The 16,048-nt window shown below is 41.3% G+C and carries 12 protein-coding genes; 9 read left to right on the top strand and 3 right to left on the bottom strand.

The annotated features are described in order from the left end of the window. Positions 1-29: 29 nt before the first annotated feature. The 6 genes from AC3WTJ_RS01915 (at position 30) to AC3WTJ_RS01940 (ending at position 9,139) form a co-directional block, all read left to right on the top strand. A complete protein-coding gene (locus AC3WTJ_RS01915) occupies positions 30-1,487 on the top strand; it encodes a sulfatase-like hydrolase/transferase (protein ID WP_492520309.1) in 1,458 nt (485 codons plus the stop codon). 145 nt (positions 1,488-1,632) lie between these two features. Beyond that, positions 1,633-4,998, top strand: coding sequence for a HEAT repeat domain-containing protein (locus AC3WTJ_RS01920; protein WP_492520310.1), 3,366 nt, complete (start codon positions 1,633-1,635; stop codon positions 4,996-4,998). A gap of 402 nt (positions 4,999-5,400) precedes the next feature. Continuing rightward, positions 5,401-6,102 carry an RNA polymerase sporulation sigma factor SigK gene (sigK, locus tag AC3WTJ_RS01925; RefSeq protein WP_127452517.1) on the top strand — a complete coding sequence of 234 codons (702 nt, stop codon included), beginning with the start codon at positions 5,401-5,403 and terminating at the stop codon, positions 6,100-6,102. A gap of 71 nt (positions 6,103-6,173) precedes the next feature. Continuing rightward, positions 6,174-6,848 (top strand): ABC transporter ATP-binding protein, encoded by a 675-nt coding sequence (locus tag AC3WTJ_RS01930; RefSeq protein ID WP_492520311.1) that lies wholly within the window; start codon positions 6,174-6,176, stop codon positions 6,846-6,848. A gap of 509 nt (positions 6,849-7,357) precedes the next feature. After that, the gene (locus tag AC3WTJ_RS01935; RefSeq protein WP_492520312.1) at positions 7,358-8,014 is read left to right on the top strand and encodes a type 1 glutamine amidotransferase domain-containing protein; all 657 of its coding nucleotides are present in this window, start codon (positions 7,358-7,360) and stop codon (positions 8,012-8,014) included. 246 nt (positions 8,015-8,260) lie between these two features. Further along, a complete protein-coding gene (locus tag AC3WTJ_RS01940) occupies positions 8,261-9,139 on the top strand; it encodes a LysR family transcriptional regulator (RefSeq protein ID WP_492520313.1) in 879 nt (292 codons plus the stop codon). Positions 9,140-9,290: 151 nt separating this feature from the next. On the opposite strand, the gene AC3WTJ_RS01945 is transcribed toward AC3WTJ_RS01940, so the two are convergent. Further along, entirely contained in the window at positions 9,291-10,085 is a 795-nt protein-coding gene (locus AC3WTJ_RS01945) for an SDR family NAD(P)-dependent oxidoreductase (protein ID WP_492520314.1), read from the bottom strand. Between the two features lie 225 nt (positions 10,086-10,310). On the opposite strand from AC3WTJ_RS01945, the gene AC3WTJ_RS01950 reads away from it, so the two are divergent. Further along, positions 10,311-11,342, top strand: a complete 1,032-nt coding sequence (locus AC3WTJ_RS01950) for an NADH:flavin oxidoreductase/NADH oxidase (RefSeq protein ID WP_492520315.1) — start codon at positions 10,311-10,313, stop codon at positions 11,340-11,342. Positions 11,343-11,463: 121 nt separating this feature from the next. On the opposite strand, the gene AC3WTJ_RS01955 is transcribed toward AC3WTJ_RS01950, so the two are convergent. Together AC3WTJ_RS01955 and AC3WTJ_RS01960 are read right to left on the bottom strand one after the other, a co-directional pair. Then, positions 11,464-12,420 (bottom strand): LLM class oxidoreductase, encoded by a 957-nt coding sequence (locus AC3WTJ_RS01955; protein ID WP_492520316.1) that lies wholly within the window; start codon positions 12,418-12,420, stop codon positions 11,464-11,466. A 17-nt stretch (positions 12,421-12,437) separates the two neighbouring features. Next, positions 12,438-13,646, bottom strand: a complete 1,209-nt coding sequence (locus AC3WTJ_RS01960) for an MFS transporter (RefSeq protein WP_492520317.1) — start codon at positions 13,644-13,646, stop codon at positions 12,438-12,440. A gap of 205 nt (positions 13,647-13,851) precedes the next feature. On the opposite strand from AC3WTJ_RS01960, the gene AC3WTJ_RS01965 reads away from it, so the two are divergent. Both AC3WTJ_RS01965 and AC3WTJ_RS01970 read left to right on the top strand, forming a co-directional pair. Next, entirely contained in the window at positions 13,852-14,874 is a 1,023-nt protein-coding gene (locus AC3WTJ_RS01965; RefSeq protein WP_492520318.1) for a LacI family DNA-binding transcriptional regulator, read from the top strand. A gap of 105 nt (positions 14,875-14,979) precedes the next feature. Further along, positions 14,980-16,014, top strand: coding sequence for a zinc-dependent alcohol dehydrogenase (locus AC3WTJ_RS01970; protein WP_492520319.1), 1,035 nt, complete (start codon positions 14,980-14,982; stop codon positions 16,012-16,014). Positions 16,015-16,048: the final 34 nt, after the last annotated feature.

Genomic DNA, 16,048 nt, shown 5'->3' on the forward strand with positions numbered 1-16,048 from the left:
TAAATATAGGGAGTTTCGGAGGTAACGACATGGCCAAGAAGCCGAATTTATTGCTCATTATGTGTGACCAATTGCGTTTTGATGTGCTGGGGTGCTACGGCAATCCGCTCGTGAAGACGCCGAACATCGACCGGCTTGCTCAGAGGGGGATATGCTTCGATCAAGCTTACAGCCAAACGCCGGTTTGTGTCCCCGCCCGTCACGGGCTGATTTCCGGTCTCAACCCATTTGAATTGGGGTTGCTTAAAAATGAAAATTTGGCAAAAGAAATCGAATATCCACTGCCTGAGCTGATTCGTGAGCAGGGATATTTCACATGCGCTGTAGGGAAAATGCATTTCCAACCGGAAAGAAAGCATTACGGCTTTGACCGCATGCTGCTGTCGGAAGAAATTCCTGCCCACTTTGCCGATGATGAGTATTTGCAGTTCTTAAGGGAGCAAGGCTACGGTCATCTGACCGAACCCCATGGCAAACGGAGCGAGATGTATTACGTTCCTCAAATTTCAGAACTGCCGGAGCATTTGCATACAACCGCTTGGACGGGGGATACGACATGCCGTGTCATTCGTCAGAACCAAAACCGGCCCTTTTTCATCTTTTCTTCATTCATTAAGCCGCATCCTCCATTCGATCCTTGCGTTCCGTACGATACGATGTACGCGCTGGAGCAGGTTCCGCTGCCTGTACGCAGGGAATTTGAACGTACACCTGACGATTACGCCATCGACGTGATGAACGATTACAAGGTTAACGGTATAGATAGCCTGACGCTGGAAGATGAATTGAAAATGCGGGCCTACTATTATGGCAGCGTATCGCAGGTGGATAAGCAAATCGGGCGCATCCTCGACACACTGGAGTCGTGCGGGTTAATCGACGATACCCTAATCGTATTTACATCGGATCACGGTGAGATGTTGGGTGATCATTATTCCTACGGTAAACGCACGTTCTATGAAGCTTCAGCCAAAGTGCCGCTTATTGTCAGCTGGCCGGCGTCGATACCACAAGGGGAACGAAGGGATCAGCTGGCGCTGCTTCAGGATATTTATGCTTCCTTCATCACCGCATCCGGCGGAAACGTGCCGGAAGCTTCTTCGGGATTGAATCTGCTGGCTGCCGCTTCGGACCCGGACGAACCTTTGCGGGAACGCATCTTCGCTGAGGTCGGCCGGGGCCGAGTGATGAAGATGATGCTGCGCTGGGGCAATTACAAATTTATTTACCATACCAATGGCGGGAAGATGAACTTGTTCGATATGGAGAACGATCCGGAGGAGTTTGCCGATATCTCAGCGGAGCATCCGGAGCTGTGCCTTCAATGCCGGGAAGCCGTGGCGCAATATTATCAATCGTATGGATTTACCGAAGCGCTTAACGGCGATCAATTAGTAAGCTATGATGCACAGCGTCACGTGCCGCAGGGTTATCTGGATCAGACGCCTAAATGGCCGGGAACCGTTGTAGCTGCAGGCGGCAATTGAATGAAACATCTGTATTTAGTAAGCTATCTCGGATTCCTCGTAATACTTATACCCTACTCAACGACATCTGCATAAGAGATAATGATTTTATAACTTGCTATGCGGAGAATAAAGTTGGATAAAAACGGGAAAAAGAGGGAGACTTATGATTTTCAAAAAAGATTCAATGGATAAAAAGAATTTACTTAAAGAATTAAATTCACTAGGGTATTCAGACAGAATAAATAAAATAGCAATACTAGGTCGTAGTAATATTGGATCAACCGAGTATTCAAAATTGCTTTCTTCGTTATTGGAGGATGGTGTCTATGAGGCACATCTTGCATTAACTGGTGCTAGTGTGACACAAGATGCAAATATTATTTTGTTAGCATTAAGGCATCCTATGGCCACTGTTAGAAATCAGGCAGCAGGGCTTTTGGCCAAAGTAGCTTCAGATATTGATATTGAACGTGAAATAATAAATTTATCATATGATTGTCGTCGTAAATTATTGCGCAGTATTTCAATTATAAATCGACAAGAATGGGCGGAGCGTTTATTGCCATTTGTGTATGCTCGATGGGGAGCACAGGAGGCATCCATTTTACTACCAGCATGCAGTAAGGAAACAGTTGGTAAATGGCTTTTAGATATTGGGTATGCCATAAAAGATTGGTACAAATTAGCTAGACGACATCTTGAAGTGGTTGCGGAGTACTTTAAAACAACTTTAGAAAGCACGCCACTTAGGGAAAAGGCACACGTGTGGTGGAGGTTTTCATCAGCTATCGAAATTTTAAGCAATTTAAAAGCAGATTTGGTTCTAGAATGTGCTATGAATCATGATTCAATGGGTGTTATACATCCTGTGCTAAAAAAACAACTTGGTACTTTAGTTAGCATAAATCCTGGCGCTGTGTATAAGCTGCTAACACGAAATGAGTCGCGAAGCGATTTAATTTCTCATGGTGTACCTGATGGCATTTTAAAAAGAAGAAATTGTTTAACAATAGATCAGTGGATTGAAATAGCAAAATTACTTGCAGATAATCCAATACATCTTGCGAAATTACTTCATTGTATTGCTCCTTCAAGTCGTAAAGTGATTTTTGAGTCCGTATATGAAGAAGATAAGCGTAGAGAGCGCATTTTTCCAGAAACATTACTGTATAAATTACCGCATGAATTACGCGACAAGGAAGCAACCCGAATGCTTGGTCTTCGTGAAATCTATGATAATCGGGTAAAAACGATTAGGATTACTGCTTGCCGTTCTATTAATAATTCAAGAGAGATGCTTGAAAAAGCAACTCATGTATCCAATGCAGACGAACGCGCACTGGCACTTGCGCAACTGATTAAGAGTACTGCTTTGTCGAAACAAGGATTTGATAAGACTTTGGTATTTTTAGGTCGAATCAAAAATGATCAGGATTCTGTGCGGAGTGCAGTGATGACAGAGCTTTCAAACAGCCCTTCGTCTATGTTTACAGATGAGCATATAAAAGAACTTACTTTGCTTGTTGATTGTGTGATTGAAGCTAGAGATACTTCATATGTTACACAGGCTGCTCTCCAAAAATTAGCATTTTCTATTATGCGATATCATGCATTGAATCCCAGAAGCGATATTTTTAAGTTCGCTTTAAGAACGATTATAAAACTAGCTAAGAAAAATGGGCAGCTTACACTACCATCTTTAGAAAAAAGTTTACCTCGGGGTATAGAAACGATAATTTTTGACGAGATTTATCCATTAGTTGTGGAGGCGAACAAAAGAGAAAACTACAATCTTGTAATTAGTTTAGCAAACTCATTCGGAAAAAGAGGCTTTAACCTAAACAAACTTCAAAACTTATTAAAGGAAGCGACGAAGGCGAAAACAGATTCTGTAGCCGTACAAGCGACCAGACATTGGCTTGCACCAAATAAAACACGTGATGAAAGGGTCAAAGAATTAATAACGTTGGATGCCTCTTTTATTACAATAAATGAAGTATTCTTGCATCTGCATCTAAAACGTCAAGATTGGTTAGATCCTTTTATTTCTGGTGCTGCTATAAAAGGTAAATTTTTAACGGGCAAAACCATTCATCTTGTGCCAGCTATGGATGGGTTTAATAGGTGGTTGCCACGTCAGCAAAAATCTTTGAGTTCCCTATTGGAGAAAGTTGCATTCAATGCTAAGCGCAGTCTTTTTGAGCGTTCAAGAGCTATTAAGATAATGGCAAAAATGCCCGATCTTTGCCCAGATAAGATACTGGAACTTTTAAAGGATAAGGAAGTCGCTGTAGTAGAAGCTGCACTTTATGCGCTTTCATTATTAGAAGAGCCTGAAAAGGCACTTCCACTTCTAGTGGAGAATTTAGATGGAGATAGAGCCCGTGTAGTCATGTACTCGATACCTAGATGCGTACGTCGCGTTAATCCGGTTTTGTTGACTTCCATGCTTAAAGAGCTTTTAAATCGAGAAATACTTAAAATCACGGTCAGAAAAGAGGCAATCAGGTTACTGGGTGCTTATAAAAGTAGCGAAAGCATTTCGTTATTGATGAACGAGTTTGGAAAAGTAAATTCCCATAAGGATGTAATCATTGCAATAGGGCATGCAGCGAGACAACATGTAGATGATGAACGTGGATGGGAAATTTTAAGTTTAATGGCTTCTTCATCACAAAGTGATATTACAAAAAGTTTATTATTCCAACAACCTAATGAACTTCCAGTAGAATATAGATCTCGATATTTAGATTTAATCATTAAAATTGCAAGTCATACAGATGCGACTGTTGGAAGAGATGCTTTCAATTGCATGAAAAATTGGACAAGTGGAAATGAAGTACTAATTGCGAATGCCACTGCAGAAGCTATTGTTAATTTAGAAGATAGCACTAGATGGAATGCGGCAATGAACACGTTGATAGAAACATGCCGTGATGGTAAGGTCAATGAATTTGTAATTGGTGTGTTTAAGGATTTGGCTAATGTTAAAATAAGTGATGAGTGGAATGCAACTGCCAAGAGAGACTTGCCTCATCGACAACGTCTCTTGAAATTTACAGACAGACTGATATCTTTGCCAAAGAACACACGTCTAAACCTTACAACTTTGTATCTAGGTATTATCAACTGTCTTGCATCAAATGAAACATTAAAGCATGCTGTGATGAAATTGTATATAGCATCAATTGATTGGAATAATGTAGAGGAATCTGTTGCTTATCTAAACAGTGTTGTTAATTGCATTACACAACAGCCTCATCTTTTAAAAGATGCATATAGACAGGTTGCCCAAAACTTAAAAGATAGCAAAGGATATTGGAATCCAGAAACAATATTAGAAATTGTGGACTTGATATGGTCTGAGGGCCGTTACGAATCTCAATTTATTGGACTTTCTCTGCTTGAAGTTATTGGCAGTGTTTTATTATGGAGTCCGGATTGTACCCGCCTTTTAAGATTATATAGAGATCACATAAACATTGAAATTCGCTCACTTGCGTTAGACATCTGGACATCAATAGAGTAAATATTTTTAAAATGCAAACTTGAATTGATGGCGATTGATGACGATACGATGTATTTATATCTCAAAGAAGGGAGCGAACCTGGTAGCAATAACGATTGCCCCTTCTTTTTCTCGGTCAGCGAAAATAATGGTGGTTAGCTTATTAAGCTATTTCCACATAAAATGAACAAGGAGCCCCGCGGCTATAAACGCGGGGCTTTTAAATGCGCAAAAAAATAATGAGAGAAGATTAAAGTATCTTTCTCACCTCAGTATGAATGGAACTTTCCTAATGGCAGACGAATTCAAGTAACTTATTCCGTACATGCACTTCTAGGCACAAACCCACATACACTAATACTAATCTTTAAAGCGGAGGCTTCCGAACAACTAAGATCCGCTAACATTGAGGGGGTGGCTGGAATGCCTGGAATTTTCAGTGCAATTGCTGTTTTAATCAAGCAGTTAACATTACTTGTATCCTACGTCAAAAATAACGCGTTTCCACAACCTTTAACTGAGGAAGAAGAAGAAAAACATCTTAGACTGATGGCCGAAGGCAATGATTATTCAAGGAATAAACTGATTGAACACAATTTACGGTTAGTTGCCCATATAGTAAAAAAATTCGATAATACGGGGGAAGATCTGGAGGATTTGATCTCGATTGGAACGATCGGCTTGATCAAGGCAATTGAGTCTTTCTCACCGAATAAGGGTACGAAGCTTGCGACTTTTGCGGCTCGTTGTATCGAGAACGAAATACTTATGCACCTTCGCTCATTGAAGAAAACGAGGAAAGATGTATCCCTGCATGATCCCATCGGAACGGACAAAGAGGGGAATGAAATTACTTTGATCGACATCCTCGGCACGGAAGCCGACGACGTCGTAGATAAAGTGCAACTCAAAATAGAGAAAAGCAAGATTTATCGGAACTTAGAGATCTTGGACGACCGCGAGAAGGAAGTTGTTGTCGGGCGGTTCGGTTTGGAGTTAGGCGGGGAAGAGCGAACGCAACGAGAGATAGCGAAAGAGCTGGGAATTAGCCGCAGCTATGTATCGCGGATTGAGAAGCGGGCGCTGATGAAGCTGTATCATGAGTTTTATAAGGCGAAGCGGTAAGGTCTGTCGGTCAGTCGGAGGAGTCGTCGCATACTTCATTTATTTGGGATCAGATAATGGAGGCGAAGAGGATGACCTTAATCAAGATTGAGCATGTGAGTAAGAGCTATGTGATGGGCGGGGAAACTATTCGTGCGTTGGACGATGTTTCGTTAGATATCGATCACGGCGAGTTCGTGGCGATCATGGGCCCGTCAGGGTCGGGGAAGTCGACGCTGATGAACATTCTGGGCTGCTTGGATGTTGCAGATCGCGGGGACTATTTGTTGGACGGGAAAGCCATTAATCGGCTCAAGGATGCGCAGCTAGCTGAAATAAGGAATCGGAAAATTGGCTTCGTGTTCCAGAACTTTAACCTGCTGCCACGGCTGAATGCGTATGAGAATGTGGAGCTTCCGCTTATTTATCGGGGCATGAGTAAGCGTGAAAGGGAGCCGCTTGTGATGCAGGCATTGGAAGTGGTGGACTTGGTGAATCGCAGGAAGCATGTGCCTTCGGAGCTGTCCGGCGGTCAGCAGCAACGGGTTGCGATTGCCCGGACATTGGCCGGAGACCCAGCGATAATACTGGCGGATGAACCGACGGGGGCACTGGACTCCAAGACGGGGGTTGAGATCTTGGATATTTTTAAGGGTTTGAATGAGCAAGGCAGGACAATCGTTTTGATTACGCATGACTTGGCGATTGCGCGTCAGGCGAAGCGGGTTGTGTATTTTCGGGATGGGAAGTTGAGTGAGGTTGGATAGGATTAGGGCCGGGACTCTAAAGGGGTTCCGGTTTTAATTTTTTGCATCTTTTTTCAAATGCTCTGTTTCGTTGAATTCAATTCGTCACGTGTTAACATTACCAACAGGTGAAATATTAATAACTTTAGTTGTTTTGTAAATAACTATTGGTAACTGAGATGGACTCTTCCACCAAATGAAGTATAACTAACTAACTGAAGTATTAGGGGACAGTTGATGACTAACTGGTGGTTTTAACTAATTTATACTAGGTCAGATTAAGTTTTGCTTGCCCCACTCAATAATCAAAACAGGTTCTTTTTACTGAGTTATTCCTACACGAAGTCTTGGATAAGCAATACCTAGCTATTTCAGTTGCGTTCACTTACTCTGAAAAACTCTGCCTATATAGGTTAAAATACATAAATATATTTATTTAAAATTCAAAATAATATAATTGGATTTATAATTTACTTAGAGTTACAACCGTATTGCAAGTTACCATAATGAAATCAAAGGGGGAAATCAAAATGAGTAAAAGTGTACTGATCGTAGTAACTTCAGCTAGTTCCATCAACAATGAGAAGAAAACAGGGCTCTGGCTCTCGGAATTTGCAGAAGCGTTTATTGAATTTACCAAGAGTGGATTTAACATTACAGTCGCGAGCCCATTAGGTGGTAAAAGTCCTATCGATGCGAATAGTTTAGTCGGATTACATCAAGAAATACTGGATACACAAAAGCATCTTGAAAATACACTCAAACTCGATGAAATCAGTGCTTCTGATTATGATGCTATTCTATTGCCTGGCGGTCATGGTACTATGTTTGATTTGCCGGATAATGCTAAGCTTCAAACCTTGCTAAGAGATTTTTATGAAGCAGGTAAAATTGTTTCCGCGGTATGTCATGGACCAGCAGGTTTAGTCAATGTTAAATTATCAAACGGCAAATATTTAGTAGAAGGTAAACGCATAACAGCATTCACAGATTCTGAAGAAAAAGCCGCAGGTATGGATGCATACATCCCTTTTCTTCTTGAATCTAAACTCCGTCAAAGCAAAGCGGTCTTTGTTGTTGCTGCAGATTGGAGCGATCATGTCGAGGTGAGTGGAAGTATAATTACAGGTCAAAACCCTCAATCAACAGTTAGCGTTGCTCGTGAAATCATTGCTAAATTGAAATAATATTTTTTTATAAAAATTTAAATCCTGTCCAGAAACGGGTAGAGCCACTGCCATCAATGGAGCCTGGACAAAGTGGCGAAGAACAAATAATTAAAAATAGCTTGGTTTGATTTGCAGAAGGCATACACTTGATCATTTGATCAGGTGTTTTTTTATGACTGAGTGTATGATGAGAAAATAAGGAAGAATACAGAGGAAGGATATATAATAGTACAAAAAAGTAGTTAATTGAAAGGAATCAAATACATGGCAAGTTTTGAATGGTATCGAAGTTTCATCAGCATATATAAACACAGCTCTGTATCTGAAGCGGCTAAAACGAGAATAATGACTCAGCCCGCTATGAGTCAGCACTTAGCAGCTTTGGAATCAGAGGTTGGTGAACCATTATTTACAAGAAGCGCTCGGAAAATGATACCAACAGAACGAGGAAAAGATTTATACTCTCAGTTGGCACCATTAGTTGAGTCTTTAGAAGAAGTGACGCTAAATTTCAAAGTAGTTACCTCTCCGACGCTTCCAATTCTAAAAATTGGCACAGCTCCGGAGTTCTTTCGTGAAAGAGTTGCTCCACTTCTCGGAAATTTCGACATGCGTATATATGCCATGTACGGAATTGCATCGCATATTTTTGACTTATTAATGGAAGAAAAAGTCGATATCATCATCACTTCTCAAAAATTCATAGCTCCAGGGGTGGAGTATTTACATTATGTAGAAGAGGAGTTTGTTGTTGTATCCCCAATTGATTTTGATGAACCCGAGATTGCAGAAAAATTGCAATTGGAACAATGGTTGGCAGCCCAACCATGGCTTAGCTATGGGCTTGAACTTCCCATCATACGAAGATTTTGGCGGGAAAATTTTCAAAGGCGACCACAAATAAAACCGGAACATATATTACCAGATTTACATGTTATTTTAAATGCAATTGAGCATGGTGCTGGCATTAGCCTTTTACCCACTTATATGCTGTCTAATGCAGTGCAATCTAATAAAGTGAAAATCATATGCACCTCTTTAAAGGTAACGAATGACTTGTATTTAGCTTATCACATGAAAAATCGAAACTTGCCTAACATAAGAATGCTGATAGATGCACTAAATATATATGATTCCGAGTAATATCACACAAATGATAGAGAAAGGATAAGGGAGGCAGCAGAAACATCATCAATCAAAAAAATTTATAAATAATAATCTAATTTAAAGCGGCTCATTTGATTGTATTTCTGTTGAATACGAGCCGCCTGTTCCACAATGCCAATTATTTAAATTAAATTATACTCCGAACTAGTCCTCCATCAACCCGTAAGGCAGCACCGTTTATAGCTGAAGATAAAGGACTGCTTAAGAAAGTGACCAGATTAGCTATTTCATCTGGGCGAATGAGTCTTTGGATAATGGAGGTTGGTCGACTTTCAGCCATAAATCTTTTTTCTGCTTCCTCAATTGTCAGTGGTTCATTCGGGTATAAGGTTTTCAGCCAGGTTTCCACGCCTTCCGTTAAAGTAGAGCCGGGCATTACAGTATTAACTGTAACCTTGGTACCGGTTGCTAATTCCGCCAAGCTTCGTGAAATGGATAGTTGTGTTGTTTTGGTTGCGCTATAGTGAGCCATTTCATTGGGGGGCGTAATTGCGGCTTCACTAGCAATGAAAATAATTCTTCCTTCTTCATTTTGGATCATTTTATTCAAGTAGTGACGAGTGAGACGTACACCACTCATAACATTTACTTCAAAAAATTTAAACCATTCCGCATCTGGAATTTCAAAATAGTTAACTGATTCAAAAATTCCCAAATTGTTTATTAGTATGTCAACGCTTTCAAATTTTTCGATGATTTGTTGGCATCCTTCTGCTGTTCCTAAATCTGCAACTGCAGATTTTAATTTCGCCTCTGGATAACGGTTTTGGATTTCTTGAATGGTTTGTGCCACTTTCTCTTCGTGACGTCCGTTGACAAGTACTTGGACACCTTCCGCAGCTAAAGATGCAGCAATTGCTTTTCCGATTCCAGCTGTAGATCCTGTTACTAATGCTGTTTTTCCCTGTAAATTAAGTAGCATTTTTGTTTCCTCCTAAGTATTTAAGTAATTAATAGATATTAAGGTGTGTATGACATCCCTAAACGTATTATTGAGTATTATAAGAAATATGAAAAGTACGTACTTTTATGGTATTTAGGTACTTTATTGTTCCTATGTTACCAAAAAGTGCGTACTTTTATTTTCCTCTGCTTCTAATCATACTATTTTCACATAATACTGTAATGTGAGAAAGGTGAGCGTTAAATGAATCCAAATTTATTCGACTCGTTTAGCTTAAGTGGTATGCAACTTAAGAATCGTATCGTTATGGCTCCTATGTGCCAATATTCAGTTACAACAAAAGACGGTAGGCCAAACGAGTGGCATTATATTCACTATCTTAGTCGTGCAATAGGGGGAACTGGTCTTATTATTATGGAAATGACAGACGTTGAGCCGGATGGCAGAATTACTGACTACGATCTTGGTCTGTGGTCTGATGAACAAATTTCGGCATTTTCTGAGATCGTTGAAGGTGTACATCGTTATGACGCGAAAATCGGAATTCAACTTGCACATGCAGGGCGTAAAGCTGAAGACACGAAAATACCTGTTGCACCCTCAGCTATTGGGTTACCAGGACCCAAGTACAAAATGCCACGTGCGCTCTCAACAGAAGAAGTTGTTAAAATGGTACAATTGTTTGGAAATGCTGCACGCAGAGCCGTTGAAGCTGGTTTCGACACGATCGAGATTCATGGAGCACACGGCTATTTGATTCATCAGTTTCACTCACCACTATCGAATCAGCGGGAAGATGAGTATGGTAGAGATCTTTCAAGATTTGGAAAAGAAGTAATTCAAGCAGTGAAACGAGAGATGCCAAAGCATATGCCTCTGATATTCCGAATTTCAGCTGTAGAGTATGCGGATGGCGGATACGGAATTGATCATGCGATTGCTTTGTGCAAATTGTATCAAGAAGCTGGGGTCGACGTATTTCATGTAAGCTCAGGAGGGGAGGGGCCTACAGGCACCCGAAGACCGGGTACAGCCCCAGGCTATCAGGTGGGTTTTGCCCGTCAAATTCGACAAGCTACAGGTGCTCCTGTCATCGCCGTAGGCATGTTGGAAGATCCTGAATTAGCGCAGTCTGTAGTAAGCAGTGAATCGGCCGATTTAGTAGCTCTGGCACGCGGCATGTTGCGTGATCCTTACTGGGCTGCACATGCGGCATTGAAGCTCAATTACGGATATCAAGATGTTCCGAAGCAGTATAGACGGGCATATGAATAGCAGAAGAAGCCTGACCTTTGGTGAAGTATCTAAAGGGTCAGGCTTTTTCTGTAAGGATTACTCTTCAGTTAGTATTGTAATCATTATTTAAATTTATGCTTACTATTCGTCACTGAAAGAATTACGTTTGATGATGTGGTGGAAAATGTGGTAATACATATTCACCAAGTTCTTGAATAACCTCATTCGCTGGGCGAAGTCCATCGAATAGAGCGAAAAAGAGATGATTAACACCAATATTCTTATACATGTTAAGTAATTCTATTAATTTATTGCGTCCAACTCGATAACCAAGCCGGATTGGGCTTGCTTCTTCGTCAGGGTCATTTGCTAAATCAAGGTGCATAGGCATTGAAAATGGCCGAAATGCATGATTGTTTTGGTGAGCAGAAGACTGACGCCATGCGTTTATAGCATCTAGTTGCCGCATTGGCGATTGTGGATAGTACATCCATCCGTCGCCGTTTAATCCAAGCCAATCGAGATCTTGCTGTGCAAAACCGGTGATAATCGTAGGTATCCTTTGTTTTAATTTAGGAACGAGCGTTGCTTGATCAATATGACCATAACTCGACTCGATAGTAGGATATTGCTCGTAAAGTACTTTTTCGAGATAAGCGTATGCCGCCTGAAATTGAGCGCCTCGGCTAGGATGATCAACTCCAAGTCCCTTAAAGTCAGCACGCCTATCTCCCGATGAAATCCCCATTATCAGTCTTTCCGGGAAAAGTGTTTCGATTGTGGCAACTTCTTTTGCCATCCTGAGAGGGTGGCGGAGAGGAAGTACCATTGCTGATGTTCCAAGTGCGATTTTTTTTGTTTGACTTAATAAATGTGTGCCGTAAATCAGAATATCATAAATTTGACCAACTGCCGGGTCACCAAAGTTGGGATCTTCTAATATCACGTCTCTAAGCCATAGCGCGGTAAATCCATAAGCTTCAGCGGCTTGCGACAGTTCAATTTGATTTGCCATGCTTGGTTTTTTCATTTGGTAGTTTTCTAATGGAATGTGAAGACCGAGCGTTAACTGACCTTCTTTGTACATGTTTTGATAGCTTTGATGTTGTTCAAACATTCTGATGCCCCCTTGTGTCAGTTTCTTTCCAGTTTGGCTGAAATGCCAGTCAGAATGATGGCAAGTCCAACCATTAATGCGCCGATCCATGGTGTATGCACTAGACCCATCGAATCGATAACAATCCCTCCGATGATCGACCCAACGGCGATTCCAATGTTGAAAGCAGCAATATTGATTGCAGAGGCAACATCCACGGCGGAAGGGACATATTTTTCAGCGAGTTGTACAACATATAACTGAAGACCAGGCACATTCATGAAGGCAAGCAGACCCATCGCTATAACGCCAATTACGCCAGCTATTTTAAATGGAGCAAGAAAAGTTAACAGGATTAGTACTGCTGCTTGTATAATAAACATCCAAAAGAGCGCGCGGATAGGGTTCTTGTTGGCCAATTTTCCACCTGCGGAGTTCCCGAATGCTACAGCTATACCATATCCGATCAAGATGACATTTATTACGCCGTGGCTAAGTCCGGTTACATCGTGCAAGAGTGGTGTCAAATAAGTAAATGTAACAAACGTTCCTCCATAACCAAGTGCAGTTATTAAAAAACCTAGAAGCAAGCGGCCATTGGTTAGAAGATGAAGCATATCTGAGAATTTTGCTGGAGGGGATTGTTTCAAATTTCTAGGTATCAGTGCGGCACTGGAAATAATCGCAATCACACCAAGTAAAGCAACTCCCCCAAAGGTTGCTCTCCAACCGAATGCTTGACCAATAAAAGTTCCTAACGGTACACCGGTCACAATTGCGATCGTAAGGCCTGTGAACATGAGCGCAATGGCACTTGCCTTTTTTTCTGGAGGCACGAGTTGAACAGCGATCGTAGCTCCAATCGAGAAAAAGACGCCATGAGAAAATGCAGTGATGAATCGCGCAATTAACAAGAGTTCAAACGACGGAGATATTGCAGCGATCGCATTACCGATGATAAAAACAACCATAAGTGCCATGAGTAAGGACTTACGGCTCATTCGATTGGTGAGTGCAGTAAGAATTGGAGCGCCGACTGCAACACCGATTGCATAACCTGAAATTAGTAAGCCTGCAAGTGTAATGCCGATTTTCAAATCATCCGCAATGGAGGCAAGCAGACCAACAGGAACGAATTCAGTTGTTCCGATACCAAACGCGCTAATGGCTAGGGCGATTAGGGCCATTGTACCTGATTTAGACTTCCCTCTTTGATGAGAAGCTGACTGTGCATATGATTGGTTCATAGTGACCTCCTGTTAAGCTTGTTCTTGTTTAGTTTACGAGAGTTATTATATAGCCATAAAGTTGTTTATGATAAGTACGCACTTTTATGATATATAGGCACTAATAAGTGCTCTAATCAGCTTGTTATTATATCTCTAGACAAATCTAAATATCTATGTTACGGTTTATCTAATCGATTAGATGAGTTGGTTTTTGGGGGGATGAATGTTGGCTACAATAAAGGATATCGCGCATAAATCAGGAGTCTCCGTTGCCACCGTTTCTTATGTCCTGAATAATACTCGTTGGGTACACGAGGATAAGCGAAGGAGAGTACTCGAAGCGATTTCCGAATTGAATTATGTGCCCAATGCGGTTGCAAGAGGGCTCAGAGTACAAAAAAGCAACGCGATCAGTTTTGTGGTATCTGATATCACAAACCCGTTTTATCCGGATTTAGCTAAGGCTTGTGAAGATCTTGCACAGACTAAAGGTTACACCATCAACATTTTGAATACGGATGATAAGCCTGATCGAACGCAATTTGCTCTAAATCAGGTTAGAGAAGGAAAAGTCGATGGCATCATTGTCACCTCAGCTTTAGAGCAGGACCGTGAATACTTTCAAAAATTTATGGACCAAGGCCATGTAATTGTATTGGCAAACCGCTTTATTAGGGGACTTCAAGTAGATTCAGTTGTTGCTGATAATTACAATGGCGCAGTAATGGCCACAAATCATCTTTACCAGCTCGGCCATAGGAAAATTGCCTTTATGCCGGGTATTAGTGGTTCCTCCATCACTGAAGGCAGAATGAACGGATATTTAAGTGCGATGAAAGAAGCTGGTTTGACGGTATATCCTGAATGGCTAACTTCAGGGGAAGCACGATATTCCGGAAGTTACAATGCAACTAAATTATTATTAGAGCTCCCTGAAGAGAGAAGGCCTACGGCAATTTTGAGTCTGACGGATATTGGAGCATTAGGTGTATTGGATGCAGCGGCAGATTGCGGCATATCCGTACCGGATGACTTGGCTGTTATTGGTTTTGACGATTTGTTTATCTCAGGGACCCGCAGCGTCCAGTTGACGACTGTTAAGATTCCTAGATATGAAATGGGGAACTTGGCTACATCAATTCTTTTGGATAAATTAGAAAATTCAGGAAAGTTTGAATCCGATATTCGAGAGATTGTGCTGCCTGTAGAACTCATTGTCCGCAAAACTTGTGGGAATCAGAACTAATAGCGGTTCTGTGTGTATGTTGTTTGCAGCTTCATGCACCTTCTCCAAAGCGCTATCTAATCGATTAGATGGAAATAGATCTTATGTAGTTGGTGGAGGGATAACATGAAAGCAGTTGTAAAAGAGAAGGCCGGGTACGCCAATGTCGCATTGATTGATGTACAAGAACCTGTGTGCGATTCGGGTTCAGTGAAAATTGAAATAAAATACGCAGGTATTTGTGGAACGGATTTACATATTTATCATGATACGTATAAAAGCAATCCACCAGTTATTTTAGGTCATGAATTCTCTGGAGTTGTTAAGGAAGTAGGGTCAAATGTACAGCGCTTTCAAGTTGGTGATCGAGTGACTGCTCTCCCATCGACAGCAATTACATGTGGGTTTTGTGAACATTGCCGTACAGGAAATTATATGTTCTGCACAAGTCGTAAGTCGTTGGGATCCGGCATTGACGGAGCATTTACGCAATATGTCGTAGCTAGGGAAGATATGGTTTATCATATTCCAGACCATATCTCACTCGAGGAAGCCGCTTTAACTGAACCGTTGGCTTGTGCAGTAAAGGCGATTGAAGAATTAACACCTATCCTTGTTGGTGATACAGTGCTGCTTTCTGGTCCTGGTCCAATTGGTTTGATTTGCTTAGCATTGCTCGTCATGAAAGGATGCAAGGTCATCGTAGTCGGTACTAGTGCTGATGCTTCAAGACTACAAATTGCAAAGGAAATCGGTGCAGATGTTATTGTTAATGTAAGTGAAGAAAATTTGCATGAGGTTGTCGTGCGGGAAACCGGGGGACATGGCGTTGATGTGGCGGTAGAGTGTGCGGGAGCAGGACCTTCTATATCTAGCTGCTTACGTGAGCTGAAGAAGAGAGGGAAACATATACAAGTTGGTATTGTAGGCAGAGAAACCATAATAGACTATGACACTATCTTATATAAACAGCTGCAACTAGTTGCTTCTTACGCCCATTCCATCGAAACGTGGGATCGGGTCATGAACATATGGCGGCAAAACAAAATTCGCTTGCAACCAATCATCACACATAAGCTTCCATTAAGTAAGTGGGAAGAAGCATTTGATATTTGTGAGCAGAAAATTGGTGGGAAAGTACTTTTATCTTATGATGAGTAAGGAAGAGAGGAGATGGTAGGTTGAATGCTAATCT

The organism is Paenibacillus sp. FW101-FHT12H11, from assembly GCF_058790355.1.

Coding starts and splice junctions, on each gene's coding strand:
- AC3WTJ_RS01915 (WP_492520309.1), top strand. CDS start 30: ATGGCCAAGAAGCCGAATTTATTGCTCATTATGTGTGACCAATTGCGT.
- AC3WTJ_RS01965 (WP_492520318.1), top strand. CDS start 13,852: ATGTTGGCTACAATAAAGGATATCGCGCATAAATCAGGAGTCTCCGTT.
- AC3WTJ_RS01930 (WP_492520311.1), top strand. CDS start 6,174: ATGACCTTAATCAAGATTGAGCATGTGAGTAAGAGCTATGTGATGGGC.
- AC3WTJ_RS01955 (WP_492520316.1), bottom strand. CDS start 12,420: ATGTTTGAACAACATCAAAGCTATCAAAACATGTACAAAGAAGGTCAG.
- AC3WTJ_RS01920 (WP_492520310.1), top strand. CDS start 1,633: ATGATTTTCAAAAAAGATTCAATGGATAAAAAGAATTTACTTAAAGAA.
- AC3WTJ_RS01935 (WP_492520312.1), top strand. CDS start 7,358: ATGAGTAAAAGTGTACTGATCGTAGTAACTTCAGCTAGTTCCATCAAC.
- AC3WTJ_RS01960 (WP_492520317.1), bottom strand. CDS start 13,646: ATGAACCAATCATATGCACAGTCAGCTTCTCATCAAAGAGGGAAGTCT.
- AC3WTJ_RS01940 (WP_492520313.1), top strand. CDS start 8,261: ATGGCAAGTTTTGAATGGTATCGAAGTTTCATCAGCATATATAAACAC.
- AC3WTJ_RS01945 (WP_492520314.1), bottom strand. CDS start 10,085: ATGCTACTTAATTTACAGGGAAAAACAGCATTAGTAACAGGATCTACA.
- AC3WTJ_RS01970 (WP_492520319.1), top strand. CDS start 14,980: ATGAAAGCAGTTGTAAAAGAGAAGGCCGGGTACGCCAATGTCGCATTG.
- sigK (WP_127452517.1), top strand. CDS start 5,401: ATGCCTGGAATTTTCAGTGCAATTGCTGTTTTAATCAAGCAGTTAACA.
- AC3WTJ_RS01950 (WP_492520315.1), top strand. CDS start 10,311: ATGAATCCAAATTTATTCGACTCGTTTAGCTTAAGTGGTATGCAACTT.